Origin of the sequence: Jannaschia donghaensis, from assembly GCF_001403795.1 — a bacterium.
GTDB classification, from domain to species: Bacteria; Pseudomonadota; Alphaproteobacteria; order Rhodobacterales; family Rhodobacteraceae; genus Jannaschia; species Jannaschia donghaensis.
On the sequence record NZ_CXSU01000001.1, the window covers coordinates 40,365 to 67,245 of the forward strand.

The window sequence follows — 26,881 nt, forward strand, 5'->3', positions numbered from 1 at the left end:
GACCGATGGCGCATCATTCGGTGAGCGAAACACCTTCCAGACGGATCATGCCGTCGGGATAGGGCGTGAACCCCTCGATGTCGGCGTCCAGCGCGGTGATCCAGCTTTGGTGGTAAAGATAGACGATCGGCAGATCCGTGCTCAGTATCGCGCGGGCGGCGTCATATTGGGCCTTGCGGGCCGCCATGTCGGCTTGGCTGCGGGCGGCATTGAGCGCCTCATCGACGTCCGGGTTGGAATAGCCCGAGTCGTTGATACCGCCGTCCGTCGTCATGAACTGGTGGATGTTGCCATCCGGATCGACCCGTCCCGACCAACCGATCTGGCTGGCGTAGAAATCACCTGCGGATTGATCGGACAGCAGCGTCGCAAACTCCTTCGACACGATTTCCACCCGGATGCCGGCTTCGGCGGCCATGGATTGGACCACCTGCATCAGTTGCAGCGGGATCGTTGTGTTGGGCACCTGCACCACCAGGTCGATGCCGTCGGGGTATCCGGCCTCGGCCAACAAAGCCTTGGCTTTTTCGACGTCGCGGCCTTCGATGGGATAATCGGCGTTGTACCACGGCGAGGTGGGCGGGAACGATTGGTTGCCGGGCGCATAGGCACCTTCGAACACGACCTGGTTGATTGCCTCGCGGTCCATGGCATAGCTGAACGCCTGCCGCAGGCGCGGGTCGGAGCCGAAGGGGTCGTCGCCGTTTTCGCCGTTGCCGACGTTGAAGGTGATGCCCTGATAGCCGAGCGACACGGCCGAGACCACGTTGAACCCCTCGTCCGCTTCGGCCTGTGCCAGGTCGGTTGGGGCCAGGCGTTCCAGGATGTGGATGTCACCCGATTGCAGGTTCGCCAGACGGACCGTGGTGTCGGGGATCGGCAGGAAGGTGACGGTATCGAAGTTGATCGCGTCGGCGTTCCAATAATCGTCGAACTTGTTGAGAACGATCCGGTCCTGCGCTACCCGCTCCCCGAACGAAAACGGGCCGGAGCAGACGGGGTTCAGCCCGAAATCGACGCCCGCCTCGGCCGCCGCCGTGGGCGACATCATCATGCCCGCGCGGTCGGCCAGCTGCGCCATGACGGTGGCATCGGGACCGGTCAGGTTCAGCGTCAGGGTATAGTCGCCGGTGACGTCCACGCTTTCGATGGACGACAGCTCCGACTTGCGGCGGCTTTCTTCCAGCGTCTGGGAGCGGGTGATGTTGTCGGCCACGGCCTGCGCGTCGAAGGTCGTGCCGTCGTGGAAGACGACGCCTTCGCGCACGGTCATGTCGATGGACAGGCCGTCGTCGGCGACGGTCCATTCGGTCGCCAGTTGCGGGATGATCTCCAGATCGGGGGTGATGTCGACCAGCTTGTCGCACAGCGACGCATAGACGATGCGGCCGACGAAGGTTCGGCTTTGATCGGGGTCCAGAATGTCGGCGTCGGATTGCAGCGCGATGCGCAGATCCTGCGCCATCGCGCCGGTCGCCATCAGTGCGAGCGCGGCGGTCGTGAGGGTCAGGTGCTTCATATCGTATCCTCTCTGTCGTGGGGGGTTGGCGTGGCGACGGGGATGATCTTCGCCCCCTCCGTCGCCTGTCGATACAGCTCCAGCCGCGCTTGCGTGGCGGGGCTTCGGCGTGTCGGAGTGGTGGTGCGCGGGCTGGCCGGGATGTCGCGCCAGTGGTGGCAGGCGGTCATGTGGTCGTCGGATGCCGTCTGGGGCGCGGGAACATCGGTGCGGCACAGGTCGGTCGCGTGCGGGCACCGCGTATGGAAGGCGCAGCCGGGCGGCGGGTCCAACGGGCTAGGCATTTCGCCGTCGATGCGCGGGCGGGCGGCCGTGCCACGGTCGTCCGGGTCTGGAATCGCATCGAGCAGGGCGCGGGTATAAGGATGGCGCGGCGTGTCGAACAGGGCGTCGGCGGGCGCCTGTTCCACGATCCGGCCCAGGTACATCACCGCCACGCGGTCCGACATGTGCCGGATCACCGCCAGATCATGCGCGATCAGGATCAGTGTCAGACCAAGGTCGCGACCGAGATCGCCCAGCAGGTTGACCACCTGCGCCTGAACGCTGACGTCGAGCGCGCTGACCGGCTCGTCCCCGATGATCAGACGCGGGCCGGTGGCCAGCGCGCGGGCGATGCCGATACGCTGCCGTTGTCCGCCCGAAAATTCGTGCGGATAGCGGGCGGCATGTTCGGGACGCAGGCCGACTTGGGCCAGCAGGTCAGAGACCTTGGCCCGACGGTCGGCCTTGGACATGTTCGGCGCGTGCACTTCCAGCGGTTCGCCAACGAGGCGGCCCACGGACATGCGCGGATTGAGCGACGAAAACGGATCCTGGAAGATGAATTGGACATCGCGGCGCAGGTCGGACAGGGCCCTGCCCTGTGCAGTCGTGACCTGACGGCCGTCGAAGATCACGTCGCCGGTCGTCGCATCCAGCAAACGCATCAGCAAGCGGGCAAGGGTGGATTTGCCGCATCCCGATTCCCCGACGATCGCAAAGGTTTCGCCCGGCACGATCGACAGCGACACACCGTCGACAGCCTTGACCAGACCCTTCTTGGCGAAAAGGCCCCCGCCGGTCGGGAAATGCTTGGTGACATTCTGGGCCTCCAGGATCGGTTTCATCCCGCCACCCGCAGCATGTCTTCCAGCGGGGCGAAATGGCAGGCTGTCAGATGGTCGGGGCCCACGTCCGTCAGGGGGGGTCGCGTGGCACACGTCCGAGCGGCAAAGGCGCAGCGCGTGCGGAAGCGGCAGCCGTCCGGCATCGTGTCCATGGTCGGCACCGTGCCCGGAATCGTCGTCAACCGGCCGCGGGGGCCGGTCAGGCGCGGCACGCTGGCCATCAGCCCGATGGTATAGGGGTGTTGTGGGTTCGCGAACACTTCGGCCACCGGGCCGCGTTCGACCATCTGGCCGCCGTACATCACGGCAACGGTGTCGGCGACTTCGGCCACGACGCCCAGGTCGTGGGTGATCAGGATCGTCCCCATGCCGGTGTCGCGTTGCAGGTCGCGGATCAGTTCCAGGATCTGCGCCTGGATCGTCACGTCGAGCGCGGTCGTTGGCTCATCCGCGATCAACAGGCGGGGATCGTTGGCCAGGGCCATGGCGATCATCACGCGCTGACGCTGACCACCGGACAATTGGTGCGGATAGACGTCGAGACGATCTTCGGGCGATGGCAGCCCGACACGGCGCAACATCTCCAACGCGCGGGCCCGACCTTCCGCCTGCGTGCAACCCTTGTGACGCACGACGGTTTCCCCGATCTGATCGCCGATGCGGAACGCGGGGTTGAGCGATGTCATCGGCTCCTGAAAGATCATCGCCATATCGCTGCCGCGCAGGTCGGACGGCAGGGTTTCCCGTGTCATATCAAAGGTCGTGCCCGCGAAATTCATCGTTCCCGACGGGATGCGCGCGACGTCGGGCGGCAACAGGCCCATCAGCGCCATGGCCGTCACGCTTTTGCCGCAACCCGATTCCCCGACGATGCAAAGGATCTCTCCGGGGGCGACGGTCAGGTCGATATTCTCGACCACGCAAGCGGTCTGACCCTTGAACGACAGGCTGAAGTCACGGACCGTCAGAAGGGGGGCAGGCTGCGTCAGGGGGCCACTCGCTGAATTTCTGAACCAATCATCAATTGGTCCGTCGGTCGAACGGGTTAAGTCAACTGCTTTTGCGGCGGGGATCGCCGCAATCGGATCGCTGACAGGAATGCCGGTCAGAATTGCTGAAAATTTAGGCGGGTTGGTCCGCGACGCTGCGGTCGTCCGCAGTCGGCCAAAGAAACGGTCGAAGGGTCGCCAGAACGCGGACCGCGTCTTCCTCGTGCGCCAGATGGCCCAGCCCCTCGAGCGGCACATGCCGCGCGTTCGGCATCTTGGCGGCCATCCCGGCGGATACTTTCGGTGGAACGGCCTTGTCATCCGACCCGGTCACGAACAGCACGTCGGCCTGCACCGACGGCAGGCGCGACAGCAGCCCGTCGAGTTGCCATTGCGCCATCATCGACAGGGTGCCCGACACATGGCCGCGGGTGCTGACAAGCCGGCGATAGAAGTCGAGGTCCGGCGCGGTCAGGTTGGACCCGGTGCCCGCGATCAGCCGTTCGACAGACCCGGGCCGGCTGGCGTTGGCGGTGAAGATATCGGCGACGAAGGGCATCGCGGCCAGGGCCTTCGCCATCAGGGGAAACAGTACACCGGCCACGCCGGAGAAGTTGCTGATGGCTGCATTGATGCCGACGACGCGGTCGCAGCGCCCCATTTCCGCCAGCCGCAGCGCCAGGGCGGCACCGGCGGAATGGCCGATGATGACGTCCGGCGTCCAACCTTCGGCATCCATCAGGGCGGCAATATCTTCGGCCATCGGGTCAAGGCCGAAGCGCCGTTGCGCCCCCGCACGGGTGAAGCCCTGACCGGGCAGGTCGAACATCGCGACGCGGTGGGTGGTGGTCAGCAGGGGGAAAAGGTGGCGAAAGCTTTGCGTGCCGCCGCCCGCCCCATGGATCAACAGGGCAAGCGGGCCGTCGCCGTCTTCCTGCACGTGCCAGTCGTGCGGGCCGGCGCGGACGGCCCGCGACAGATGGGCGAAGGGCCAGTCGGGGGGAACGCGGGTCATGTCAGGGCCGCGCCGACGACCTGCGACAGACGGGCGGCGTCCGCGCGGGGCAGGGGGAGGTAGGGGGCGTTCAAATCGCGTGCAAGGCTCTGCAAGGCGGGTTCGGGACGTTTGCCGGTGTCGATGACCAGCGCGTCGAGGCCACGCAGCGCCCGCGCGATCCGCGTCACGTCGGCCGCCGCCTGTTTGCGGTCGCGGCTGCCGTCGAGCGCGATGTTGCTGCGCCCGTCGGTCAGCAGGATCATGGTCGGTGTCATCCCCTTGCGGCGGGCGGTCACGGCCACGGCCTGTGCTTTTCGCAGGCCGTGGGCCAGGGGGGTGCCGCCACCGCCGGGCAGGGCGGCCAGCCGGCGCTTGGTCTGCACCAGCGACCGGGTGGGCGGCAGCAGAAGTTCCGCCCCGTCGCCCCGGAACGCGATCAGCGCGACATGATCGCGGCGGGCGTAGGCTTCGGCCAGCAAAAGCTCGACGGCGCCCTTGGCCTCGGCCAGGCGGGCGAGGGCTGCGGAGCCGGAGGCGTCGACGGTAAAGATCAAAAGACGGTCGGATTTTTCTTCGTACCGACGGTGCCGCAGGTCGGATTTGCGCACGATGGGTCCGGTGCGAACCGGGTCGGCGCGGCGGCGGATCGTCTGCCAAGGTGCGGCGGCGCGCAGGGTCGCGATCAGATCGACGCGACCCGTGCCGGACGCGCGTGCCGGAAGCGGACGACCCCGGCGGTTGCCCTGACGTTTGGCCCCGGCGCCGGTGCCCTTGGCACTGCGGTCGGCCTTTTGCGCCAGTTTTGCCAGCAGGTCGGGCGGCAGCGCGGCGCGCACGGCGTCCAGAAGGATATCCTCGGGGATCTGCGTGCCGGGGTCGGGATCGGCCTGCGGTTGCGGCGGTTCAGGCGCGGCATCCGGGGCGGGCGGTTCGGGGATCTGCGTCGCGCGGGGGGCCAGGACCAGCTCGGCGGCGCGGGTGGCATCGGTCAGCGTGACGGTGCCGCGTCTGTCTAACGCCGCGATGCCGCGTGCCGCGCGCAGGGTCAGCAACGGCCCACGCGGATCGTGAATGCCCAGCGTCGCGGCCAAGGTCACGATCTGCGCGACGATGTCGTCGGGGACGCCGACGCCGGCCGGGCAGGTCCCGGCAACGGGGGTGTCATGGGCCGCGGCGCGATCCGCCAGCGTGACGTGAAAGGCGCAGCGCGCGGCGATCGGCGCGGGAACGGCTTCGTCCTCGATGCCTTCGTCCACGGCGATCAGGATCGTGGCGTCTTCGTCCAGATGCGCGGCCAACCGGGTGGCGAGCCACGGCGTCGCCCGTTCAGCCATCGGCAAACGCAGCGGCCCGGGGCGGGCCAGCAGGCCGGTGGTCCGCCGCAATTCGCCTGCCGCCAGCGACGCCGTCACATCCAAGCCGCCGTCCAGGGCGTCGGGCCCCATGGTGGGATGCAGCTTGGGACCGGGGCCAAGGACGCGGTCCAAAAGTTCGAGGGCCGCGGCCTGCGCCGGACCCATCCGGGCGCGCAGGATCACCCCGCCTAAACCGGCATCCGCGCGCAGCAGCGCCGTGATCAGCCCAAGGTCGCTCACGCGCCCAGAATATCCTCGACCGTGCGGGTGACCCGTGCGCCGGATCCGGCGTCGTCCAGCGGATCGCGGCGCAAGCGGTGGCGCAGGGCCAGGGGGGCCACGGCGCGGATATGCTTGCGCGTCAGCGCGGTGTCATCGCGGAAGGCGGCGAAGGCGCGCGCGGCGCGCAGCAGAACCAATTCGCCCCGCAGCCCGTCGGAGCCGAGCTTGAGGCACAATTCCGCGATGTCGCGCAGGACAGTATCGTCGGTCTTGAGCTTGGTAAGGGCGGTTCGGGCGGTGACGATCCGGTCGCGCAGGGCCGCATCCTCGGCCTGCCAGCGCAGCATGAAGGCCGAATGGTCGGTCTCATAGGCGTCGCGCCGTTTGATGACGTCGATCCGCGCCTCGATATCGGTGGGGGAGGCGACGTCGACGGAGAGGCCGAACCGGTCGAGCAGCTGGGGCCGCAGTTCCCCTTCTTCGGGGTTTCCGGACCCGACGAGGACGAAGCGCGCGGCGTGGCGGATCGACAATCCCTCGCGCTCCACCACGTTTTCGCCCGATTGCGCCACGTCGAGCAGCAGATCGACGATGTGATCCTCCAGCAGATTGACCTCGTCGATATACAGGTATCCACGGTTCGCAGCGGCCAGCAGGCCGGGCTGAAACGCCTTTTCCCCCCGTGTCAGGGCCTTTTCGATGTCCAGCGCGCCGGTCACCCGGTCTTCGCTGGCCCCCAGCGGCAGGTCGACGACGGGCGTCGGAATGTCATGCGTTGCCGTGCCGACACCTTCGGCCCAATCGGGGCAATCGTCGGGTTTCGCCGAATTGACCGGACAGCCCCGCACCGCGTGGATCGGCGGCAACAGGGCCGCCAATGCCCGAACGGCCGTCGATTTGCCGGTGCCCCGGTCGCCGAACACCAGAACGCCGCCGATGGACGGGTCGATGGCCGTCAGGATCATGGCCGTCTTCATGTCGTCCTGACCGACGATGGCCGAAAAGGGGAAGGGCTGTTTCATGCGGCCTCCGACCGGTATGTGCGTTCAAGGGGGGAGCGTCCGTCCCACGTGCCCCGTTCGTCTGCGACGGCAAAGCGGGCATAGAGTTCTTCGCGGAACCAGCCCTCCTTCCGCACGGCGCGGATGGCGTCGCCATGCGGACCGGTGCGGGCAAAATTTGTCACGGATGCGGCGTCGGGCCAGATCGAAAAGGTAACCTGATGCAGCCACGGCACTTCGCCGATGCCGATCTTGAACAGGACATTTGGGTCCCGTCCGATCACGCGGGAAATGTCGGGCACCCGGGTCCAGAAGCGCGGCACGATTCCGGGCCGCACGGTGGCGCGGGTCAGAACGGCCAGCGGGCCGTCGGGCGCGATCTTGGCCGGGCTGAAGGGGCTGACACCGGACCACGCCCCCCGAGCGGAGGTGGGGGACAGAAAGACGGTCCAATCCTCGGCAGCGCGGTCGCGGTAGCGGCGGAAGACCATCTCCTCTTCTATACGTGTTTTGGCGGTTTCCAGATCGGGCCATGTCGCGAGGATGGCATAGACGGCCGTGTTGGGCAGGGGGGTGAACCCCTCGCCGGTGCCCGAACCGCAAAGCTTCCAGAACCCAACATCGGGGATGCGCCCCATTGCGCCGCGCGCAAGACCCATTTGCGTCAGCGCCCAGGCGCGCGCGCGCCATGGGCCGAAGCGAAAGAAGCTGAGGCTGACCACCTGCGTCATGGGATTCCCTTGAGTGTCAGGAAAGCGTGACAGAATATTTGCCGTATGGAAAGACGACGGTCGGAAAAGATTGTAAATCCAGACTGACACTTCTAGCATCAGGAGTATGAACAATTCCGATGCCTCCACTCTGGATACCAGCGCCGCCATGACCCAGGACACCCGTGCGATCGTGATCGGAGCCGGCCTCGGCGGTCTTGCCGCCGCCATGCGGCTGGGTGCCAAGGGCTACGCGGTTACCGTCCTCGACCGGTTGGACCGGGCGGGGGGGCGCGGATCGTCGATCAGCCAAGACGGGCACCGTTTCGACCTGGGCCCGACGATCGTGACCGCCCCGCAGGTGTTCGAAGACCTGTGGCGCGCCTGCGGTCTCGACTTTCACCGCGACGTCGATTTGAAACCGATGGAGCCGTTCTACGAAGTGCGCTGGCCCGACGGGACGAAATTCCGCGCGACCGGCGACGATGACAAGATGATCGAGGAAGTCGCGCGGATTTCGCCGGACGACGTCAAAGGCTATATGAAGTTTCTCAAGGACGCGGAGGCGCGCTACGTCGTCGGCTATGAGGGCATGGTCGCCAAGCCGATGCACAAGCTCTGGTCCACGATCAAGGTCCTGCCGACATTCGCCAAGCTGCGCGCCGACCGGTCGATCTATGGCCATGCCGCCGCGCGGGTAAAGGACGAACGGCTGCGGATGGCGCTGTCGTTTCATCCGCTGTTCATCGGCGGTGACCCGATGCACGTGACATCCATGTACGCGCTGGTCGCCCACCTGGAGAAAACCTACGGCGTGCATTACGCCATGGGCGGGGTGCAGGCGATTGCCGACGCAATGGCGTCGGTCGTGCGCCGTCAGGGCGGCACGATCCGCCACGGGGTCGAGGCCGACGAGATCATCGTGACGGGCGACCGCGCGACCGGCGTGCGGCTGACGAGCGGCGAAATACTCGACGCGCCGCTGGTGGTGTCGAATGCCGACGCGGGCCATACCTACGATCGCCTGCTGCGCAACCGTCCGCGCAAGCGGTGGACCACGAAGAAGCTCGGCAAGAAGCGCTGGTCGATGGGTCTCTACGTCTGGTATTTCGGCACGAAGGACACCCGCGCGATGTGGCGCGACGTCGGCCATCACACCATTCTGAACGGTCCGCGCTACAAGGGTTTGCTGCGCGATATCTTCCTCAAAGGGAAGCTGTCGGACGACTTCAGTCTTTATATCCACCGCCCCTCGGTCACCGATCCGACGGCGGCGCCGGCCGGCGACGACACCTTCTATGTGCTGTCGCCCGTGCCGCACATCGGCTGGAAGGACAGCGTGGACTGGACGACCGAGGCGGCGGCCTACAAGGACAAGATCGCCGCCGTATTGGAAGAGCACATGCCCGGCTTCCGCGACCGGATCAGCACCGAGATGGACTTCACGCCCGAGACCTTCCGCGACCGTTATCTGTCGCCCAACGGCTCCGGCTTCTCGCTGGAGCCGCGCATCCTGCAATCGGCGTGGTTCCGGCCGCACAACGTCTCCGAGGAGGCGAAGGGCCTGTTTCTCGTCGGTGCCGGCACGCATCCCGGCGCAGGGCTTCCGGGCGTGGTCAGTTCGGCGGAAGTGCTCTCCAAACTCGTTCCCGACGTCAGACACGCGGTGGACGCGCCGCGAATGGCCGCCGAATGATCGCGGCCTCCTCCATCGATGCGGGGGATCTGGCGCATTGCCGCGAGGTGATCCGCACCGGGTCCTATTCGTTCCACGCGGCCTCCAAGCTTCTTCCCGCCGACGTCCGCGACCCGGCCCTCGCGCTCTACGCCTTCTGCCGGCTGGCCGATGACGAGGTGGACGAGGGCTACGACAAGGCCCGCGCCGTCATCCGCTTGCAGGAGCGGCTCGACCTCGCCTTCGACGGACGCCCCGAAGACGCGCCCGAGGACCGGGCCTTCGCCGCCATCGTCCGCGATTTCGACATGCCCCGCGCTCTGCCCGAAGCGTTGTTGGAGGGGTTGGCCTGGGATGCGAGCGAGCGCCGCTATGCCACCCTGTCGGACGTGCGCGGATATTCGGCGCGGGTGGCGAGTGCCGTGGGCGCGATGATGTGCGTGCTGATGCGGGTGCGCGATGCGGATGCGCTGGCGCGGGCCTGCGACCTGGGCGTGGCGATGCAGCTGACAAACATCGCCCGCGACGTGGGCGAGGATGCGCGGGCCGCGCGCCTTTACCTGCCGACCGATTGGCTGGACGACGCCGGGATCGACGCCGACGCGTTCTTCGATGATCCCCAGGCCAGCCCCGAAATCCGCCGCATGGTCCGCCGCCTGTTGGCCGAGGCGCATCGGCTTTATCTGCGGTCCGAGTCCGGGATCGGATGCCTGCCGCTGCGGGCGCGTCTGGGCATCGCCGCCGCCCGTTGCATCTATGCCGGTATCGGCACCGTCCTGCGGGCGCAGGGACACGACAGCATCACGCGCCGCGCGCGCACCACGAAGGCCCGTAAGCTGGCCCTGATGGGGCAGGCGGGGCTCAAGGCCGGGGCGGCGACGCTTTTGCCACGCTCTCCGGTCTTGTTCGCGCCACCACTACCGGAGGTCGCGTTTCTTGTGGATGCGACTGCGACGGGCGCGCGTCGACCCGTCGGGCGCACGGCTGCCCTGATCGACGTGATGGCGGATCTGCGCCAACGACAGGGCACATTCGGCGTTGCCGCCGAATGACCCGGCGCTAGATCAGTCTCATGGATTTGACACTTTTCGCGATCTTCCTTGCGGCCTGCGGCGGTGCGGGGGCCACGGGCATGCTGTTCCCGCCGGGTGCTTGGTATGACACCTTGGACAAGCCGTCGTGGACACCGCCCGACTGGGCGTTCCCGGTTGCCTGGACGACGATCTACCTGTGCATTTCCTTCGCCGGATCGCGGGTCGCGGGGGCCGAAGGCAGCGGTCCGGCCATGGCGTTCTGGGCGATGCAGGCGGCGTTCTCCACGCTTTGGACCCCGGTGTTTTTCGGCCTGCGCCGCATGAAGGGCGCGCTGTTGGTGATGGCGTTTCTGTGGCCGGCCGTGGCGGGGGCCACGTGGTTCCACCTGCAGGTCGACGTCTGGGCCGGGATTGCGTTTCTGCCCTATCTGACCTGGGTGACGGTCGCCGCCGCGCTGAACGCAAGCGTCTGGCGGCTGAACCCCGGCGTCGACCCCTTGCGTCCCAATCAGGCCTGAGGCCAGCTGCGCCGCCGCGGCACACGGACGGCCAGCATTGGTTTAAGCAGCGGGTTGGCATAGCGGTTCAGGTCCAGCGCTTCGTGTACGCCGCGCACCGTTTCGCCGTTGATCACCGTCTCGACCACGGCGCGATTATAGAATGGCGCGTCCAGCATGGCCTTCACCTGTTTCGGCGTGGTCCCCGGATCGGCCCGCGTCTCCCGCCGTAAAAGCCAGTTGGACCGGCGAAAATCGGTGCGCGGCGGGGCCGGCACGTCGCGCCCGCGCCCCTGTCCGTCGAAGGCCAGCGCGGCTTGCAACGTTGTCCCATCCAGCCGGTCGGCGTCGTAGAAACACGCCGCGCCCGCCTTGGTGGGAAAGCGACCCCAGGTCCAATAGCTGAAATCGTCCTCCAACCGGCGGGTGCCGAAATTGGCGTCGAAATAGCCGTGGCCCGAAAACTGCCAACCCGGAGCATCCAGGTCCACGCGGATGCGCGACACCGGCGCGAAGGGGCGCCAGACATGCGCGCCGTCGTCGGTCAGCGGCAACTCCACGTCCGTGACCGCTTCGGGGGTGACGACGATGCGCCCGCGCATCCGGCTGACCAGCGGGGGGGACGAAATCTCGTTCACGTCGATGCGCAGTTGCGACCCGGTCCAATGCATTTCCGACGGACCGATGCGCAGGCGCGTGGGCGTCGTGCGCAGCGCGTCGCGGCCCCGATCGGTCATGGCGAACCGCCCACCGGGGCCATAGGTCGCCACGTTCAGGCAGCAGTTGTTCGCCGGGTCGCCCCGCCCGGACCAATGATACCAGGGCGAGAAGACGGACCCGATGAAGCCGATGATCGAGATGGCGTGTGCGCCGTCGTCGCTTATGCCGTCGACGTACCACCAGGCATAGCCGCCGGGCGGGGGGCGCAGGTCGAAGTTCGGTCCTGCAGAATCGCCTCGGCCGCATGCCGCGCGGAGAGCGTCGCCATCGGCACCCCCGCCCCCGGATGCGCACCCCCGCCCACCAGATACAGACCCGGAACCGCCGTGCGCGCCGTCGGCCGCTTCAGCCCCGCCGTCAGACCCGCGGGGGATCGCCCGTAGAGGGCCCCCTGACTGCCGGGAAACAGCGCCGCGAAATCCGCCGGTGCGGTCATCGTCGCAGGCGATGGGACGGGCGAAAACGTCAGGCCGAAGCGGGCCAGCCGCTGGAACGTCCGGGTGTGACATGTCTGTGCCTCCTGGGCGGTGTCTTGGGTGTTCGATGTGGCGGGGGGGGCATTGCGGATGATCTCGAACCGTTCGCGACCCCCGGGACGTCTGCCGCCGCCGCGATCCTGCGCGCAAATATAAAGTGTGGCGTCTTCGGGGGTCGCCCCTTTGGCCAGGGGGCCGAACTCCGCCATCGGATCGTCGCCGAAGAACACGTTGTGCGTGGCCAGTTCGGGACCTGTGGGCGTCGCCGCAAAGGTGTGAACATGGGCGGACAGGCTGCGCGGCCCGACCGCATGCGCCGGCACCGCGCGTGTGACGCCGTCGCCCAGCAACCCTTCGCGCAGGGCGCGCGGATCGCCGTTGAACAGGACACGCGACGCCGGAAACCGGTCGGTCGCGGTGACGATGGCCGTCACGCCGGTGCCGTCGGTTTCGATATTCGTGACATGTTGATCGTAGAGGATGGTCGCGCCCCGCGTCTGCGCCAGACGCGCGATGGCCTGGGCCAGCCGGTGCATCCCGCCGTCGACGGACCAGACGCCCCGCGCCTCGGCATCCGCGATCAGCGACAGAAGGGCGGGGGCGGTCTGCGGCACCCCGCCGACATAGGTGGCGTAGCGGGCGTAAAGCTGCGCCAGCTTCGGTTCCCGAAAGGCGGAGCGCAGCATCGACATAAGACTGCGGTGCGGGGCCATGTCGGCAATCAGCGACGGATTGCGCATCACCCGCGCGGTCAACGCCGCCTGCGAGGGCGTCGCGGCCTGCATCATCGGCGCATCGAAGGCATCGAACAGGCGGCACGCGCGCGCTGTGAACCGGTCGAAGTCGTCGCGGGCCGTCGGGCCGAACGCCGCTTCGACGTTTCTGCGATTGGCTTGCGCGTCGGCCATCAGGTCCAGTCGCGTGCCGTCGGACCAGAAATGCCGGGCCAGGATCGGGTTGGCGCGCAGGGTCACGTGATCGGTCAGCGATTCGCCGACATCGGCAAACAGGGCCTCGAACACGGGGCGCATGGTCAGAACCGTGGGTCCTGCATCGACCGGGCCCGCGTCGGACGGCAGGGTGCGCATCTTGCCGCCGGGGGTCGCGGCGCGTTCCAGGACGGTGACGGACAGGCCCGCATGGGCCAGACGCAGCGCGGCGGCCAACCCGCCGATACCGGCCCCCACGATGTGGACACTCTGCCTGTCTGTCTTCGGGGTCATGCGCTCCTCCTGCACCATAGTGTTGACACCTGACACTCAACTGTCCAGTGTGATTTACAGTTTTGTCGGATGGACCGATGGAACACCTTGTTTCCAGAGGGGGGCGCCATGGGCTTGTCCGACCGTATCGACCGCGCCATCGGCACCGCAATTTCCCGCGGTCAGGCCCGGCCTTCGCCCGGCAAGCTGGCCTCCGCTTTGCATTATACCGTCACGCCCGGTGGTGCCCGCATCCGTCCGACGCTGCTGTTGTCGGTCGCGGCCGCCTGCGGCGACGACCGCCCGGTGCTGGCCGATGCCGCTGCCTGCGCGCTGGAACTGATCCATTGTGCGTCGCTGGTCCATGACGATCTGCCGTGCTTCGACGACGCCGATATCCGGCGCGGCAAGCCGTCGGTCCACCGTGCGTTCGGTGAACCGCTTGCGATTCTTGCGGGCGACTCGCTTATCGTCATGGCGTTCGAGGTGCTTGCCCGTGCTGCACCCGAAGACCCGCTGCGCGCCGCCAAGCTGATCGAGATTCTGGCCACGCGGACCGGGATGCCGGGCGGGATCTGTGCCGGGCAGGGCTGGGAAAGCGAAACCGAAGTGGACGTGCGCGCCTATCACCGCGCCAAGACCGCCGCGCTGTTCGTGGCCGCCTGTCAGATGGGGGCCGTCGCCGCAGGGCATGACGCCGACGCCTGGGAAGACCTGGGCGACCGCATCGGAGAGGCGTTCCAGGTGGCCGACGACCTGCGCGACGCGCTCTACGATGAGGAAACGCTGGGCAAGCCCGTGGGGCAGGACGATCTGCACGGACGGCCCAACGCGGTTACGGAACTGGGCGTGCAGGGGGCGATTGCCCGGATGCGCGACATCCTGGGCGGGGCCATCTCCTCGATCCCGAAATGTCCCGGCGAGGCGCATCTGGCCAAACTGGTCACCGCGCAGGCCGAGGTCCTTACCCCGCTGAAATGGCGCGCGGCACAGGTGCCGGGGGAATAGGTGGCTGCAGCCGCCTTTCGTCCGGGCTGGACCCATCGCCTGATCGCCTCGCCCCGGTTCCAGGGCTGGGCCGCGCGTTTCCCGCTGACCCAAGGTCTGGTGCGGCGCGATGGCGAGGCTCTGTTCGATCTGGTCGCGGGCTTTTGCCACAGTCAGATCCTGTCGGCGCTGGTTCAACTCGATATTCCCGACATGCTGATGGAGCGTCCGGCAAATGCCGCCGCCCTGGCCATGCGGTGCAAGGTTCCCGAGGCGCGGATGCAGGTCCTGTTGCAGGGGGCGGCGTCACTTGGCTTGCTCAAGCGCAAACGTGACGGTCGTTTTGCCCTGACCCGCAAGGGTGCCGCGCTGGTGGGCGTGCCCGGCCTGCGCGACATGATCCGACATCACGATGTCCTGTACCGCGATCTTTCCGACCCCGTCGCCTTCTTCAAGGGCGAGGTCGAGACGGAGCTGGCGGACTTCTGGCCCTATGTCTTCGGCGGCGACATGGGGGCAGCGGAGACGGAGCGTTACTCGCGTCTGATGACCGACAGCCAGGCGATGGTCGCGGACGATACCCTGCGGCGCGTGTCGCTGACCGGCGTGCGGCGCCTTTGCGATGTGGGCGGCGGAACCGGTGCGTTTCTGACGGCCGCCGCCGCTGTCCGTCCGGATATGGCCCTGGTGCTGTTCGATCTGCCACAGGTGGTGCCCGCCGCGACGGCGCGGTTCGATGCCGCCGGCCTGTCAGGTCGCGTTGACATCGTGCCGGGATCGTTTCGAACAGATCCGCTGCCAGCGGGTTGCGACGCCATATCCCTGATTCGGGTTCTTTACGACCACGACGACGCCACGGTCGCCGGTCTGTTGTCGAAGTGCAGGGCCGCCCTTCCGCCCGGGGGCCGCCTGATCGTGTCAGAGCCCATGTCCGGTGGATTGCGGCCCGAACGGGCCGGTGACGCTTATTTTGCACTCTATACCATGGCGATGCGGACTGGTCGGACCCGGTCATTCGACGACATCGCGATGCTGTGCCGGGCCGCCGGTTTCGATGTGGCCAAACCGGCCCGTCCCTTGCGCCCGTTTGTGACGTCCGTGCTGCAGGCATCTGTTTCTTCGTGACAATGCAAACTTACATTGACACTCAACAAGTGTCAGACATACGTTACACTATCTGATGTCACCCAAGCCGAGTCTTTCGGCCAGCGACATCGGAGCCGGAGATCGGGGAGGATCACTTGGAGACACAGGCCATCATACTCAGCGGGTCGCGCGCCGTTTCGGTCGACATGCTGCCGTTGATCGCGCCCACGCCTTCCGATGTGGTCGTCGCCGTTCACCATTCCGGCATCTCCACCGGCACCGAGAAGCTGTTCTGGTCCGGCGAGATGCCGCCGTTTCCCGGCATGGGTTATCCGCTGGTCCCCGGCTACGAGGCTGTGGGCGAAGTGGTCGAAGCCGGTCGTCTGTCCAATCTGAACGTCGGCGACACGGTCTTCGTGCCGGGTGCCAATTGCTACGACGGGGCGCATGGCCTGTTCGGCGGCGCGTCGCGCACCTTGGTCAGCGACGCGATCCGCACAATTCGTCTCGACTCCGGTCACGGGGCTCGTGGCGCACTGCTGGCGCTGGCCGCAACGGCCCGTCACGCACTGGCCGGTCCCCGCGCCGATCTGCCCGACCTGATCGTCGGCCACGGTGTTCTGGGTCGCCTGCTGGCCCGACTGACCGTCGCCGCCGGGGGCAAGCCGCCTGTCGTTTGGGAAAAGAATGCCGATCGCCGGACGGGGGCAGACGACTACATTGTCATCGACCCCGATGCCGACGATCGCCACGACTATGGCGTGATCTATGACGCGTCGGGCGACGCAAGCCTGATCCCCACGCTGATCCAGCGTTTGAAAAAGGGCGGCGAGATCGTCCTGGCCGGGTTCTATCCCGACCCCATCAATTTCGCATTTCCGCCCGCCTTCATGAAAGAGGCGCGGTTCCGCGTCGCCGCCGAATGGACGCAGGGCGACCTTCTGGCGACGCGCAGCCTGATCGAATCGGGTGCGCTGTCGATGGACGGCCTCATCACACATCGCAGCGCCGCGCAGGACGCGCCCGCTGCTTACGAACAGGCGTTTGACGACCCCGCCTGCCTTAAGATGATCCTCGATTGGGAAGGCTCAGCATGACCCTCGATACCGTTCCGAACCTGCGCGACTTCGACCAGCGCCTGCGCGACGAAGCCAACGAAGAGGCCACGCTCGAAGTGCCCCAGGGTGAGCCGACGTCCAAGACGCAAATCATCGCGATCTACGGCAAGGGCGGCATCGGCAAGTCGTTCACACTGGCCAATCTCAGCCACATGATGGCCGAGCAGGGCAAGCGCGTGCTGCTGATCGGGTGCGATCCGAAGTCGGACACGACCTCGCTGCTGTTCGGCGGCAAGGCCTGCCCGACGATCATCGAGACCTCGTCCAAGAAGAAACTGGCCGGCGAAGAGGTCGCCATCGGCGACGTCTGCTTCAAGCGCGGCGGCGTTTTCGCGATGGAGCTGGGCGGGCCGGAGGTTGGGCGCGGCTGCGGCGGGCGCGGCATCATCCACGGCTTCGAGCTGCTGGAAAAGCTCGGCTTCCACGACTGGGATTTTGACTACGTCCTGCTCGACTTCCTGGGCGACGTGGTCTGCGGCGGGTTCGGCCTGCCGATCGCGCGCGACATGGCGCAGAAGGTGATCCTTGTCGCCTCCAACGACCTGCAATCGCTGTATGTGGCGAACAACGTCTGTTCGGCCGTTGAATACTTCCGCAAGCTGGGCGGCAACGTCGGTGTCGCGGGTCTGGTCATCAACAAGGACGACGGATCGGGCGAGGCGCAGGCCTTCGCCAAGACGGTCGGCATCCCGGTTCTGGCCGCCATTCCGCAGGACGACGACCTGCGCAAGAAGTCCGCCAACTATCAGATCGTTGGCACGTCCGAGAGCCAGTGGGGCAGTCTGTTTGCCGCCCTTGGCGACGAAGTGGCCGTCGCCCCGCCGGTGCGGCCCACCGCGCTGGATCAGGACGGGTTGCTCGCGCTCTTCGACAGCAAGGACACGGGCGGGGAGGTCACGCTGGTTCCAGCCACTGACGCCGACATGCGCGGCACCAAGTCGAAGCCGAAAGAAAGCCTGGAGGTCGTGTACGACGATGTCTGAGTCCAGCGGATACAACGTCTCCTACGACGACGCGGGCAAGGTGCAGATCACCGAAGCCGATGCGCCCGTCACCAATGACGCGCCCGTGTTTGACATGGCGGCACCGCAAGGGGCCTGTACTTCGACCTCGACGCTCAAGGAGGCCGCGCGCGCCGCGGGTCAGTCCGAGTTGCTCGACAAGTTCGCCGCCGACTACCCCACCGGCCCGCACGACCAACCCCAGAGCATGTGCCCCGCCTTCGGCAGCTTGCGCGTCGGCCTGCGGATGAAGCGGGTCGCGACCATCCTGTCGGGCAGCGCCTGCTGCGTCTACGGCCTGTCGTTCGTGTCGCATTTCTACGGGGCGCGCCGCTCGGTCGGCTACGTCCCGTTCAACTCCGAAACGCTGGTGACCGGCAAGCTCTTCGAGGACATCCGCGAGGCCGTGCACGATCTGGCCGACGGCGAGCGGCTCGACGCCATCGTCGTCACCAATCTCTGCGTGCCGACCGCGTCGGGCGTGCCGCTGCGCTTGCTGCCCAAGGAAATCGACGGCGTGCGCATCATCGGGATCGACGTGCCAGGCTTCGGCGTGCCGACCCATGCCGAAGCCAAGGACGTTCTGGCCGGTGCGATGCTCAACTACGCCCGCAAGGAGATCGAGGCCGGTCCCGTCGCCATGCCGGAGTCGGGCAAGTCCGACCGTCCGACCGTTGCCCTGCTGGGCGAGATGTTCCCCGCCGACCCGATGATGATCGGCGCGATGCTGGCCCCGCTGGGCCTGGCCGCCGGTCCCGTGGTCCCGACCCGCGAATGGCGCGAGCTTTATGGCGCGCTTGATTGCGGCGCCGTTGCTGCCATCCACCCATTCTATACCGCCAGCGTGCGCGAGTTCGAAGCCGCCGGTCGCTCTGTCGTCGGCTCCGCCCCAGTGGGATACGAGGGCACGGCCGGGTGGCTGGCCAATATCGGCGCGGCCTTCGGCCTCTCGGCCGACAAGATCGCCGAGGCGCAGAACGCCGTCCTGCCGGCCATCCGCGCCGGTCTTGACGCCAACCGCATCGAAGGGACCATCACGCTTTCGGGCTACGAAGGGTCGGAGCTTCTGGTCGCGCGCCTGCTCATCGAAAGCGGCGCTACGATTCCTTACGTCGGCACGGCCTGCCCCAAGACCCGCTGGTCGCAGGACGACGCCGCCTGGCTGGAGGCGCGCGGCACGCGCGTCAAATTCCGCGCCTCGCTGGAAGACGACCTGTCGGCGATGGAGGCGATCCAGCCGGATCTCGCCATCGGGACCACGCCCGTCGTCCAGAAGGGCAAGGAGGTCGGCATCCCGTCGCTCTACTACACCAACCTGATTTCGGCGCGGCCGCTGATGGGCATCGCCGGGGCCGGATCGCTGACGGAAGTCGTCGGACAAGCCATGGCCAACAAGCCCCGCATGGACAAGATGCGCGCTTTCTTCGAGGGCGTCGGCACCGGCGACACGGCGGGCATCTGGAACGGCACGCCCGACACGCATCCGCAGTTCCGCGCGCAGAACCTCAAGAAGATCGAGAAGCGCGCCAAGGCTGCCAAAGCGGCGGAGTTCATCTAATGCGTGTTTTTGTTCAAAAACGCGCAAAGCGCGAGGCAGGGTATCGCGTCAGCGATGCCCGTTTGCGCCCCCTCTCGATTGGGGTGCAGTCATGCTAGTCCAAGACCACGACCGCGCGGGCGGATACTGGGGTGCCGTCTATGCCTTCTGCGCCACCAAGGGGTTGCAGGTCGTCATCGACGGGCCCGTCGGCTGCGAGAACCTGCCCGTCACCTCCGTGCTGCATTACACCGACGGATTGCCGCCGCACGAGTTGCCGATCGTCGTCACCGGACTGTCGGAAGACGAGATGGGCTCGGGCACCGAAGAGGCGATGAAGCGCGCCTGGCAGACGCTGGACCCGGCGCTGCCTGCGGTGGTCGTCACAGGCTCCATCGCCGAGATGATCGGCGGGGGCGTCACACCCCAGGGCACCAACATCCAGCGCTTCCTGCCGCGCACCATCGACGAGGACCAGTGGGAGAGCGCGGACCGCGCGATGACGTGGATCTTCACCGAATTCGGCATGACCAAGGGCCGGATGCCGCCCGAGAAGAAGCGCGCGGATGACGCCGCCCCCCGCGTCAACATCCTCGGGCCGATGTACGGCACGTTCAACATGCCCTCCGATCTCGCCGAGATCCGCCGTCTGGTCGAAGGCATCGGGGCCGAGATCAACATGGTCATGCCGCTGGGCGCGCATGTCGCCGAGATGCGCAACCTAGTGAACGCCGACGTCAACGTCACGATGTACCGCGAGTTCGGGCGCGGCCTCTGCGAGGTGCTCTCCAAGCCGTATCTGCAAGCGCCGATGGGCATCGACTCCACCACGAAGTTCCTGCGCAAGCTGGGCGAGCTGACGGGACTGGACCCCGAGCCGTTCATCGAGAGCGAGAAGCATTCGACCCTGAAGCCTATCTGGGATCTCTGGCGCTCGGTCACGCAGGATTTCTTCTCAACCTCCAGTTTCGGGATCGTGGCGACCGAGACCTACGCCCGTGGCATTCGCAATTTCCTCGAAGGCGACATGGGCCTGCCCTGTGCCTTTGCGGTGGCCCGCACGCGCGGCAAGAAGACCGACAACGACAAGGTCCGTGCGATGATCCACGCCAAGCGGCCGATGATCCTGATGGGGTCGATCAACGAGAAGATGTACTTGGCCGAGACCAAGAACGGCTTCGGCCCTCAGCCCAGTTTCCTGCCCGCCAGCTTTCCGGGCGCCGCGATCCGCCGGCACACCGGCACGCCTTTCATGGGCTACGCCGGTGCCACCTATCTGATCCAGGAGGTCTGCAACGGCCTCTTCGATGCGCTGTTCCACATCCTGCCGCTGGGCACGGAAATGGACGCGACGCCCGCCACGCCCACGCCCCTGCGCCGCGACTTCCCCTGGGACGCCGACGCGCAGGCCCGACTCGACGAAATCGTCGCCACGCATCCGGTTCTGACCCGGATCTCGGCGGCCAAATCCCTGCGAGACGCGGCCGAAAAAGCCGCGCTCGACGAGGGGGCCGAACGGGTCGTCCTTGCGACGCTCGACCGGCTGCAACCCAAGACCGGAGGAGACAGGACATGACCGACTTCACAACGGACCACATGGATTTCACGCCGCATGCGACTGGCCCCAAGGCCCGCCGCGCCCGTGCGCACCAGCGGGAATACTACGCCTATTTCGCCCTCATCCTTCTGGCGACCCTGCCGCTGACGTGCGTGACCTGGGCCCTGTCGACGCTGCGCCGGATGGAATTGCCCCAGCACGGTCCCCTGCGGACCGCCTGGGCGCAGGCACAGATCATCACGCCGCGGATCTTCAGCGCGTGACACAAGTTTCCCAATCCCTGCGGGGTGGTGGAATGGGATGGGGGATGAGCCCCCGTCATACCCGGTCGCGGGGGTCCCGCGGCGTCAGTTCATCTTTTCAGGAGAAAAATAATGGCTGATAAATCTGACCTGTCCTTCACGGGTTTGACGGACGAGCAGGCGCAGGAATTGCACTCGGTGTACCTGAGCGGGTTCTACCTGTTCACCGCCGTGGCGGTCGTCGCCCACATTCTCACGTACTTCAAGCTGCCCTGGTTCAGCTGGTAATAGGAGGACTTCCACATGGCACAGTTCTATAAAATCTGGCTGGTCTTCGATCCGCGCCGCGTCTTCGTGGCTCAGGGCGTCTTCCTGTTCCTGCTTGCGGCGATGATTCACCTCGTCCTGCTCAGCAACCCGGAAACCAACTGGTTCGAGCGCGCATTCGCCGCCGAAGTTATCGTCGCCGAGTGATCGGCCGACGCTGAAAACAGTCGCGGGCGGGCGGCCCAACCCGGCCGCCCGCGACAAACCAAGACATTCCGCGCCGGGGCCCTGCGACCCCAAACCGCAACCAACTGGAGACAGAAGATGGCACAGCTCACCTTCGAACGAAAATACCGCGTCCGGGGCGGCACGCTGATCGGCGGCGACCTGTTCGATTTCTGGGTGGGGCCGTTCTACGTCGGCTTCTTCGGGGTCACGACGTTCTTCTTCGCCGCCCTCGGGACGATCCTGATTTTCTACGGCGCCTCGCTTGGCGACACCTGGAACCCCTGGCTGATCTCGATCAACCCGCCCGCGCTGGAGGTCGGCCTGGGCGCCGCCCCACTCGCCGAAGGCGGCCTGTGGCAGATCATCACGATCTGCGCGACTGGTGCCTTCGTCAGCTGGGCGCTGCGCCAGGTGGAGATCTGCCGCAAGCTGGGCATCGGCTACCACGTGCCCTTCGCTTTCAGCATCGCGATCCTCGCCTATGTCACGCTGGTCATCATCCGCCCGGCGCTGATGGGGGCCTGGGGCCACGGGTTTCCCTACGGCATCTTCTCCCACCTCGATTGGGTGAACAACGTCGGCTATGCCTACGGCAACTTCCACTACAACCCGGCCCACATGATCGCGATTACGTTCTTCTTCACCACCTGCCTGGCGCTTGCGCTGCACGGCTCGCTGGTGCTGTCGGCCGTGAACCCGCCCAAGGGTCAGGAAATCAAATCGCCCGAACACGAGGACACCTATTTCCGTGACCTCATCGGCTATTCGATCGGACCGCTGGGCATTCACCGCCTCGGCCTTCTTCTGGCGCTGAATGCCGGTTTCTGGAGCGCCGTCTGCATCGTCATCTCCGGTACCGTCTGGTTCGAGCCCTGGGCCGCCTGGTGGGACTGGTACGCTTTCCTGCCCTGGTGGGCCGACATCGAAGGAGGGGTCTTCTGATGCTTGAATACCAAAACATCTTCACCCAGGTGCAAGTCCAGGGCCCGCCCGAGATGGGCATGGTCGAGGGCGTCGACGCCGAGCGGGAGCGCAGCAAGGGGGCCAGTTTCTCCAAGCTTGCCGGCGTCATCGGCAACGCGCAGCTGGGGCCCATCTACCTCGGACCCTACGGTGTGCTGTCGCTCGTGACGGGCACGACATGGTTCGTGATGGTCGGCTTCTCGTTCTGGCAACAGGTCAACTTCAATCCCGCGCTGTTCCTGCGGGACCTGTTCTGGCTGTCGCTCGACCCGCCGTCCCCGGACTACGGGCTGAGCATGCCGCCGATGGCCGAAGGGGGGTACTTCATGATCGCCTCCTTCTTCCTGCTGATCGCGGTGCTGGCCTGGTGGGTCCGCACCTACGAAAGGGCGGCCGAACTGGGAATGGGCAAGCATGTCAGCTGGGCCTTCGCCTCCGCGATCTGGCTGTTTCTGGTGCTGGGTCTCTTCCGGCCGATCCTCATGGGATCGTGGTCCGAGATGGTGCCCTACGGTGTCTTCTCGCACCTCGATTGGACGAACCTGTTCTCGCTGACCTACGGCAACCTGTTCTATAATCCGTTCCACGCGCTCTCGATCGTGTTCCTCTATGGCTCCGCGCTTCTCTTCGCGATGCACGGCGCCACGATCCTCGCGGTCAGCCGTTTCGGCGGCGAGCGCGAGATCGAGCAGATCGTCGACCGGGGCACGGCCACGGAACGCGCCTCGCTCTTCTGGCGCTGGACCATGGGGTTCAACGCCACCATGGAAGGTATTCACCGCTGGGCGTGGTGGTTCGCGGTGCTGACGACGCTTACGGGCGGCATCGGCATCCTGCTGACCGGCACGGTCGTCGATAATTGGTACATCTGGGCGCAGGACCACGGCTACGCCCCGCTCGACTGAACAACGGAGGACAGATCAATGGCCGAACACGACTATCTCAGCGCCGGCGGCACCCCGGAATCCAGGCTCTACGGCGACATCACGCTCCTGATGTTGAAGGGGGCGGGCTATGCCGCGGTCTTCTCGCTCAGCGTGGTTCTCTTCGTGGCGTTCTTCGCCTGGGTCGGCGGTCTGCTGCCCGAAGAAAGCCAGGACCAGCCCGATCCGAACCCCCCGCGCTCCTCGCTCGAGGTTCCCGGGGATAGGGTTTTCACCTGAACCGACGATGGGGGCGGGGCCACATGGCCGCCGCCCCCTTTTTTATCCGACCTCGGAGGATCGATCATGCACCGCCCCCATTTGGACCGCGTTACCGTGCCATCGGACATGTCTTCCCTCACCGATCCCGAGCTCGGACGTTTGGCAGACGAGGTGCGTGCCGAAACCATCGCCGCCGTCAGTCAGACCGGTGGGCATCTTGGGTCCTCGCTGGGCGTGGTCGAACTGACCGTGGCGCTGCACGCCGTCTTCGATGCGCCGCGCGACAAGATCATCTGGGACGTGGGCCACCAGTGTTACCCGCACAAGATCCTCACGGGGCGCCGTGACCGGATGCATACCCTGCGCCAGGAAGGCGGGATCTCCGGCTTCACCAAACGCAGCGAGTCAGAATACGACCCCTTCGGTGCCGCCCATTCCTCGACGTCCATTTCCGCCGCCCTGGGCTTCACCGTAGGGCGCGACATGGGTCAACCCACGGGCGATGCGGTTGCCGTGATCGGCGACGGGGCCATCGGCGCGGGCATGGCATTCGAGGCGATGAATGCTGCGGGGGCCGAGGGTCGCCGCATGTTCGTCATCCTCAACGACAACGAGATGTCGATCGCCCCGCCGGTCGGCGCGCTGTCGAAATACCTCTCCGGTCTCTATGCCTCCCCGCTGGGCGGGCTAAAGGAAATGGCGTCGGATATCGAGAAATCGCTGCCCGGACCTTTGCGCGATCAGGCGCGGCGCGCGCGCCAGCTGGTGACCGGGGCGACCGGCGGGCAGGGCACCCTGTTCGAGGAGTTGGGGTTTGAGTACATCGGCCCGATCGACGGGCACGACATGGGGCAGCTTCTGGCCGTCCTGCGCACCGCGCGGGCCCGCGCCACCGGCCCCGTGCTGATCCACGCCTGCACCGTCAAGGGCAAGGGGTATGCCCCCGCCGAGGGTGCCGCCGACTGCGGCCACGGGGTCGCGAAGTTCGACGTGGCGACCGGCCTGCAAAGCAAGTCGCGCCCCAATGCGCCCAGCTATACCAAGGTCTTCGGCCAAGCGCTGGCCAAACTGGCGCAAACCGATCCCACCATCGTGGGGATAACCGCCGCCATGCCCGGTGGCACCGGCATGGACATCTTCGGCAAGGCGCATCCCGCCCGCATGTTCGACGTCGGCATCGCCGAACAGCACGGCGTCACCTTCGCCGCCGGTCTGGCCGCCGCCGGTCTCAAACCGTTCTGCGCCATCTATTCCAGCTTTTTGCAACGCGGCTACGATCAGATCGTGCATGACGTCGCACTTCAGAACCTGCCGGTCCGCTTCGCAATCGACCGGGCCGGTCTGGTCGGGGCCGATGGGGCGACCCACGCCGGAGCCTTCGATGTCGGATATCTTTCGGCGCTGCCGAACATGACTGTCATGGCCGCCTCAGACGAAGCGGAACTGGTCCATATGGTCGCCACGGCCGCCGCCCATGATTCCGGTCCCATCGCCTTTCGCTATCCACGCGGCGAGGGGGAAGGGGTCGAGGTTCCGGACGTTGGCACGCCGCTGGAAATCGGCAAGGGCCGCGTTCTGCAATCGGGCGAGGATATCGCCATCCTCAGCTTCGGGGCCCATCTGGGCGAGGCGCGCAAGGCCGTCGAACTGATTGACGCACAAGGTCTGACCGTCACGCTCGCCGACGCACGCTTTGCCAAACCGCTGGATCACGCGCTGATCCGCAAATTGGCCGGATCGCACCGTGCGCTTATCACTCTCGAACAGGGGGCGGTCGGGGGCTTTGGGGCCATGGTCCTGCAATACATGGCGGGCGAGGGGCTGCTGGATGGTACGCTGGCCGTGCGCACCATGACCCTGCCGGACCGTTTCATCGATCAGGCCGCGCCCGACGCGATGTATGCCGATGCCGGCCTGACGGCGACCGATATCGCCGCGACAGCCGCGCAAGCGGCGGGTGTGAAAATGGCGCTGACCTCGATCTGAGATCAGCGCCTTCTTCGTTTCGGAACTATTCCAGAAGGCGGGGGTCCGTCCCCGCCGCGCTAGACCCGCGTGGGCGACACGATTCCGGCCAGATGCGCCAGGTTCTTTACCCCGATCTTGAGGTGCGCCAAGGGCCGGGCGTGGACCAGCTTCTTGTTCATATACGCCTCGAACGTCAGTTTCTGCACATCGACGTCGTGGCACAGCGATACGAAGCGTTCGCGGCGCATATCGCTCTTGTAATAGGCGTCCTGCATGGCACCCAGCACCCGGAAGACGCCCTTGTGCTCTTTCATGAACAGCTTGCGGGCCAACTGCAGGTCCTTGGCCTTGCCCGAGGCGAGGCAGGCGGCGGCGGCGGTCGCGGCAACGCGCCCCCCCACCATCGCGTAATAGATACCTTCGCCCGACGACGGCGCCACCACACCCGCCGCATCGCCGGCCAGCACCACGTCGCGCCCGTTGTCCCATTTGTCGAGCGGCTTCAAAGGGATCGGCGCGCCTTCCTTTCGGATCGTCTTGCAGTCGGTCAGCCCGGAAGCCGCACGCAGCGCCGTCGTCGCATCCTTGAGATCGACGTTCGTGTGCTGCGTCCCCATGCCGACGCTGGCCTGCCCGCCGTGGGGGAAGACCCAGCCATAGAAATCGGGCGAAATCGCCCCGTCGTAAATCACGTCGCAGCGATCCGGGTCATAGTTTTCGGTCGCGGCCGGAGCCTCGATAATCTCGTGGTAGGCGATGACATAGGGGATCTTGTCGCCGCCCGGCACTTCCGCCTTGGCCACATTCGACCGGGCCCCGTCGGCCCCGACGATCAGGCGGGTGCGCAGCGTAACCGGCTCCCCTGTGGCCTTGTCGCGGAACGTCACCTTGGTGCCGGCATCGTCGCGGGTGATGGTCTGGAACGTGCCCGTGAACCGCGTGGCACCGGCCCCGATGGCCCGCAGGCGCAGGAATTCGTCGAAATGCTCCCGGTCGACCATGCCGACGAAGCCGTTCTCGATCGGGATGTCCACGCGCCGCTTGGTGGGGGAGATCATTCGTGCCGTGGTGATCTTGGCGACGATCTGACTGTCGGGAACGGCGAAATCCGAAATCAGCCGGGGCGGAATGGCGCCGCCGCAGGGCTTGATCCGCCCGGCGCGGTCCAGCATCGCGACCCGGTGACCCGAGCGGGCCAGATCCATAGCGGCGGTCGCCCCGGACGGGCCCCCGCCGACGACGACGACGTCGAATTCCTGCATCCTATCTCTCCCC

Annotated in this window: 26 protein-coding genes; 16 read left to right on the top strand and 10 right to left on the bottom strand. The window is 66.5% G+C overall.

Translation table 11 applies throughout. The annotated features are described in order from the left end of the window. Positions 1–13 precede the first annotated feature (13 nt). The 7 genes from JDO7802_RS00190 to crtA form a co-directional block, all read right to left on the bottom strand. On the bottom strand, positions 14–1,519 hold the full coding sequence (locus tag JDO7802_RS00190; protein ID WP_055081693.1) for an ABC transporter substrate-binding protein: 1,506 nt from the start codon (positions 1,517–1,519) through the stop codon (positions 14–16). After that, on the bottom strand, positions 1,516–2,628 hold the full coding sequence (locus tag JDO7802_RS00195; protein WP_055081694.1) for an ABC transporter ATP-binding protein: 1,113 nt from the start codon (positions 2,626–2,628) through the stop codon (positions 1,516–1,518). Before JDO7802_RS00195 ends, JDO7802_RS00190 begins: the two co-directional genes overlap by 4 nt. Continuing rightward, positions 2,625–3,548, bottom strand: coding sequence for an ABC transporter ATP-binding protein (locus JDO7802_RS00200; RefSeq protein ID WP_187298066.1), 924 nt, complete (start codon positions 3,546–3,548; stop codon positions 2,625–2,627). The genes JDO7802_RS00195 and JDO7802_RS00200 overlap by 4 nt, the downstream gene beginning before the upstream one ends. A gap of 202 nt (positions 3,549–3,750) precedes the next feature. After that, positions 3,751–4,632 carry an alpha/beta fold hydrolase BchO gene (bchO, locus tag JDO7802_RS00205; RefSeq protein WP_055081695.1) on the bottom strand — a complete coding sequence of 294 codons (882 nt, stop codon included), beginning with the start codon at positions 4,630–4,632 and terminating at the stop codon, positions 3,751–3,753. Continuing rightward, complete coding sequence (locus tag JDO7802_RS00210) at positions 4,629–6,134, bottom strand: VWA domain-containing protein (RefSeq protein ID WP_055081719.1); 1,506 nt, start codon at positions 6,132–6,134, stop codon at positions 4,629–4,631. The genes bchO and JDO7802_RS00210 overlap by 4 nt, the downstream gene beginning before the upstream one ends. Before the next feature lie 71 nt (positions 6,135–6,205). Further along, positions 6,206–7,213 carry a magnesium chelatase ATPase subunit I gene (bchI, locus tag JDO7802_RS00215; RefSeq protein WP_055081696.1) on the bottom strand — a complete coding sequence of 336 codons (1,008 nt, stop codon included), beginning with the start codon at positions 7,211–7,213 and terminating at the stop codon, positions 6,206–6,208. After that, entirely contained in the window at positions 7,210–7,923 is a 714-nt protein-coding gene (gene crtA / locus JDO7802_RS00220; protein ID WP_055081697.1) for a spheroidene monooxygenase, read from the bottom strand. Before crtA ends, bchI begins: the two co-directional genes overlap by 4 nt. Before the next feature lie 148 nt (positions 7,924–8,071). On the opposite strand from crtA, the gene JDO7802_RS00225 reads away from it, so the two are divergent. The 3 genes from JDO7802_RS00225 to tspO are packed head-to-tail and all read left to right on the top strand — an operon-like array spanning position 8,072 to position 11,129. After that, positions 8,072–9,598, top strand: a complete 1,527-nt coding sequence (locus JDO7802_RS00225; RefSeq protein ID WP_083480949.1) for a phytoene desaturase — start codon at positions 8,072–8,074, stop codon at positions 9,596–9,598. Next, on the top strand, positions 9,595–10,629 hold the full coding sequence (gene crtB / locus JDO7802_RS00230) for a 15-cis-phytoene synthase (protein ID WP_055081699.1): 1,035 nt from the start codon (positions 9,595–9,597) through the stop codon (positions 10,627–10,629). Before JDO7802_RS00225 ends, crtB begins: the two co-directional genes overlap by 4 nt. Before the next feature lie 20 nt (positions 10,630–10,649). After that, the gene (tspO, locus tag JDO7802_RS00235; protein ID WP_055081700.1) at positions 10,650–11,129 is read left to right on the top strand and encodes a tryptophan-rich sensory protein TspO; all 480 of its coding nucleotides are present in this window, start codon (positions 10,650–10,652) and stop codon (positions 11,127–11,129) included. Here the strand turns inward: tspO and crtC are convergent. Together crtC and crtD are read right to left on the bottom strand one after the other, a co-directional pair. Then, a complete protein-coding gene (crtC, locus tag JDO7802_RS00240) occupies positions 11,120–12,037 on the bottom strand; it encodes a carotenoid 1,2-hydratase (protein WP_497706855.1) in 918 nt (305 codons plus the stop codon). The genes tspO and crtC overlap by 10 nt on opposite strands. Further along, on the bottom strand, positions 11,989–13,527 hold the full coding sequence (gene crtD, locus JDO7802_RS00245) for a 1-hydroxycarotenoid 3,4-desaturase CrtD (protein WP_055081721.1): 1,539 nt from the start codon (positions 13,525–13,527) through the stop codon (positions 11,989–11,991). Before crtD ends, crtC begins: the two co-directional genes overlap by 49 nt. A gap of 108 nt (positions 13,528–13,635) precedes the next feature. Here crtD and JDO7802_RS00250 point away from each other — a divergent pair, with 108 nt between their 5' ends. From JDO7802_RS00250 to dxs, 13 genes are all read left to right on the top strand, one after another. Then, positions 13,636–14,514 carry a polyprenyl synthetase family protein gene (locus tag JDO7802_RS00250; RefSeq protein ID WP_055081701.1) on the top strand — a complete coding sequence of 293 codons (879 nt, stop codon included), beginning with the start codon at positions 13,636–13,638 and terminating at the stop codon, positions 14,512–14,514. After that, positions 14,515–15,618, top strand: coding sequence for a methyltransferase (locus JDO7802_RS00255; RefSeq protein ID WP_055081702.1), 1,104 nt, complete (start codon positions 14,515–14,517; stop codon positions 15,616–15,618). It begins immediately after the preceding gene. Between the two features lie 116 nt (positions 15,619–15,734). Beyond that, complete coding sequence (gene bchC / locus JDO7802_RS00260) at positions 15,735–16,676, top strand: chlorophyll synthesis pathway protein BchC (protein WP_055081703.1); 942 nt, start codon at positions 15,735–15,737, stop codon at positions 16,674–16,676. Beyond that, positions 16,673–17,680: a chlorophyllide a reductase iron protein subunit X gene (locus tag JDO7802_RS00265; protein ID WP_055081704.1), complete on the top strand. Its 1,008-nt coding sequence runs from the start codon at positions 16,673–16,675 to the stop codon at positions 17,678–17,680. Before bchC ends, JDO7802_RS00265 begins: the two co-directional genes overlap by 4 nt. Beyond that, positions 17,673–19,256, top strand: a complete 1,584-nt coding sequence (bchY, locus tag JDO7802_RS00270; protein ID WP_055081705.1) for a chlorophyllide a reductase subunit Y — start codon at positions 17,673–17,675, stop codon at positions 19,254–19,256. The genes JDO7802_RS00265 and bchY overlap by 8 nt, the downstream gene beginning before the upstream one ends. A 91-nt stretch (positions 19,257–19,347) precedes the next feature. Next, on the top strand, positions 19,348–20,811 hold the full coding sequence (gene bchZ / locus JDO7802_RS00275) for a chlorophyllide a reductase subunit Z (protein WP_055081706.1): 1,464 nt from the start codon (positions 19,348–19,350) through the stop codon (positions 20,809–20,811). Then, positions 20,808–21,056: a cytochrome PufQ gene (pufQ, locus tag JDO7802_RS00280; protein WP_055081707.1), complete on the top strand. Its 249-nt coding sequence runs from the start codon at positions 20,808–20,810 to the stop codon at positions 21,054–21,056. The genes bchZ and pufQ overlap by 4 nt, the downstream gene beginning before the upstream one ends. A 111-nt stretch (positions 21,057–21,167) precedes the next feature. Further along, entirely contained in the window at positions 21,168–21,323 is a 156-nt protein-coding gene (gene pufB / locus JDO7802_RS00285; RefSeq protein ID WP_055081708.1) for a light-harvesting antenna LH1, beta subunit, read from the top strand. 15 nt (positions 21,324–21,338) lie between these two features. Beyond that, positions 21,339–21,509: a light-harvesting antenna LH1, alpha subunit gene (pufA, locus tag JDO7802_RS00290; protein ID WP_055081709.1), complete on the top strand. Its 171-nt coding sequence runs from the start codon at positions 21,339–21,341 to the stop codon at positions 21,507–21,509. Positions 21,510–21,626: 117 nt separating this feature from the next. Next, positions 21,627–22,472: a photosynthetic reaction center subunit L gene (pufL, locus tag JDO7802_RS00295; RefSeq protein ID WP_055081710.1), complete on the top strand. Its 846-nt coding sequence runs from the start codon at positions 21,627–21,629 to the stop codon at positions 22,470–22,472. Beyond that, entirely contained in the window at positions 22,472–23,398 is a 927-nt protein-coding gene (gene pufM, locus JDO7802_RS00300) for a photosynthetic reaction center subunit M (protein WP_055081711.1), read from the top strand. The genes pufL and pufM overlap by 1 nt, the downstream gene beginning before the upstream one ends. A gap of 18 nt (positions 23,399–23,416) precedes the next feature. Continuing rightward, positions 23,417–23,656 carry an RC-LH1 core complex protein PufX gene (pufX, locus tag JDO7802_RS00305; RefSeq protein WP_055081712.1) on the top strand — a complete coding sequence of 80 codons (240 nt, stop codon included), beginning with the start codon at positions 23,417–23,419 and terminating at the stop codon, positions 23,654–23,656. Positions 23,657–23,722: 66 nt separating this feature from the next. Next, the gene (gene dxs / locus JDO7802_RS00310; RefSeq protein ID WP_083480948.1) at positions 23,723–25,624 is read left to right on the top strand and encodes a 1-deoxy-D-xylulose-5-phosphate synthase; all 1,902 of its coding nucleotides are present in this window, start codon (positions 23,723–23,725) and stop codon (positions 25,622–25,624) included. A 59-nt stretch (positions 25,625–25,683) separates the two neighbouring features. On the opposite strand, the gene JDO7802_RS00315 is transcribed toward dxs, so the two are convergent. Beyond that, on the bottom strand, positions 25,684–26,868 hold the full coding sequence (locus tag JDO7802_RS00315; protein ID WP_055081713.1) for a geranylgeranyl diphosphate reductase: 1,185 nt from the start codon (positions 26,866–26,868) through the stop codon (positions 25,684–25,686). Between the last annotated feature and the right edge of the window lie 13 nt (positions 26,869–26,881).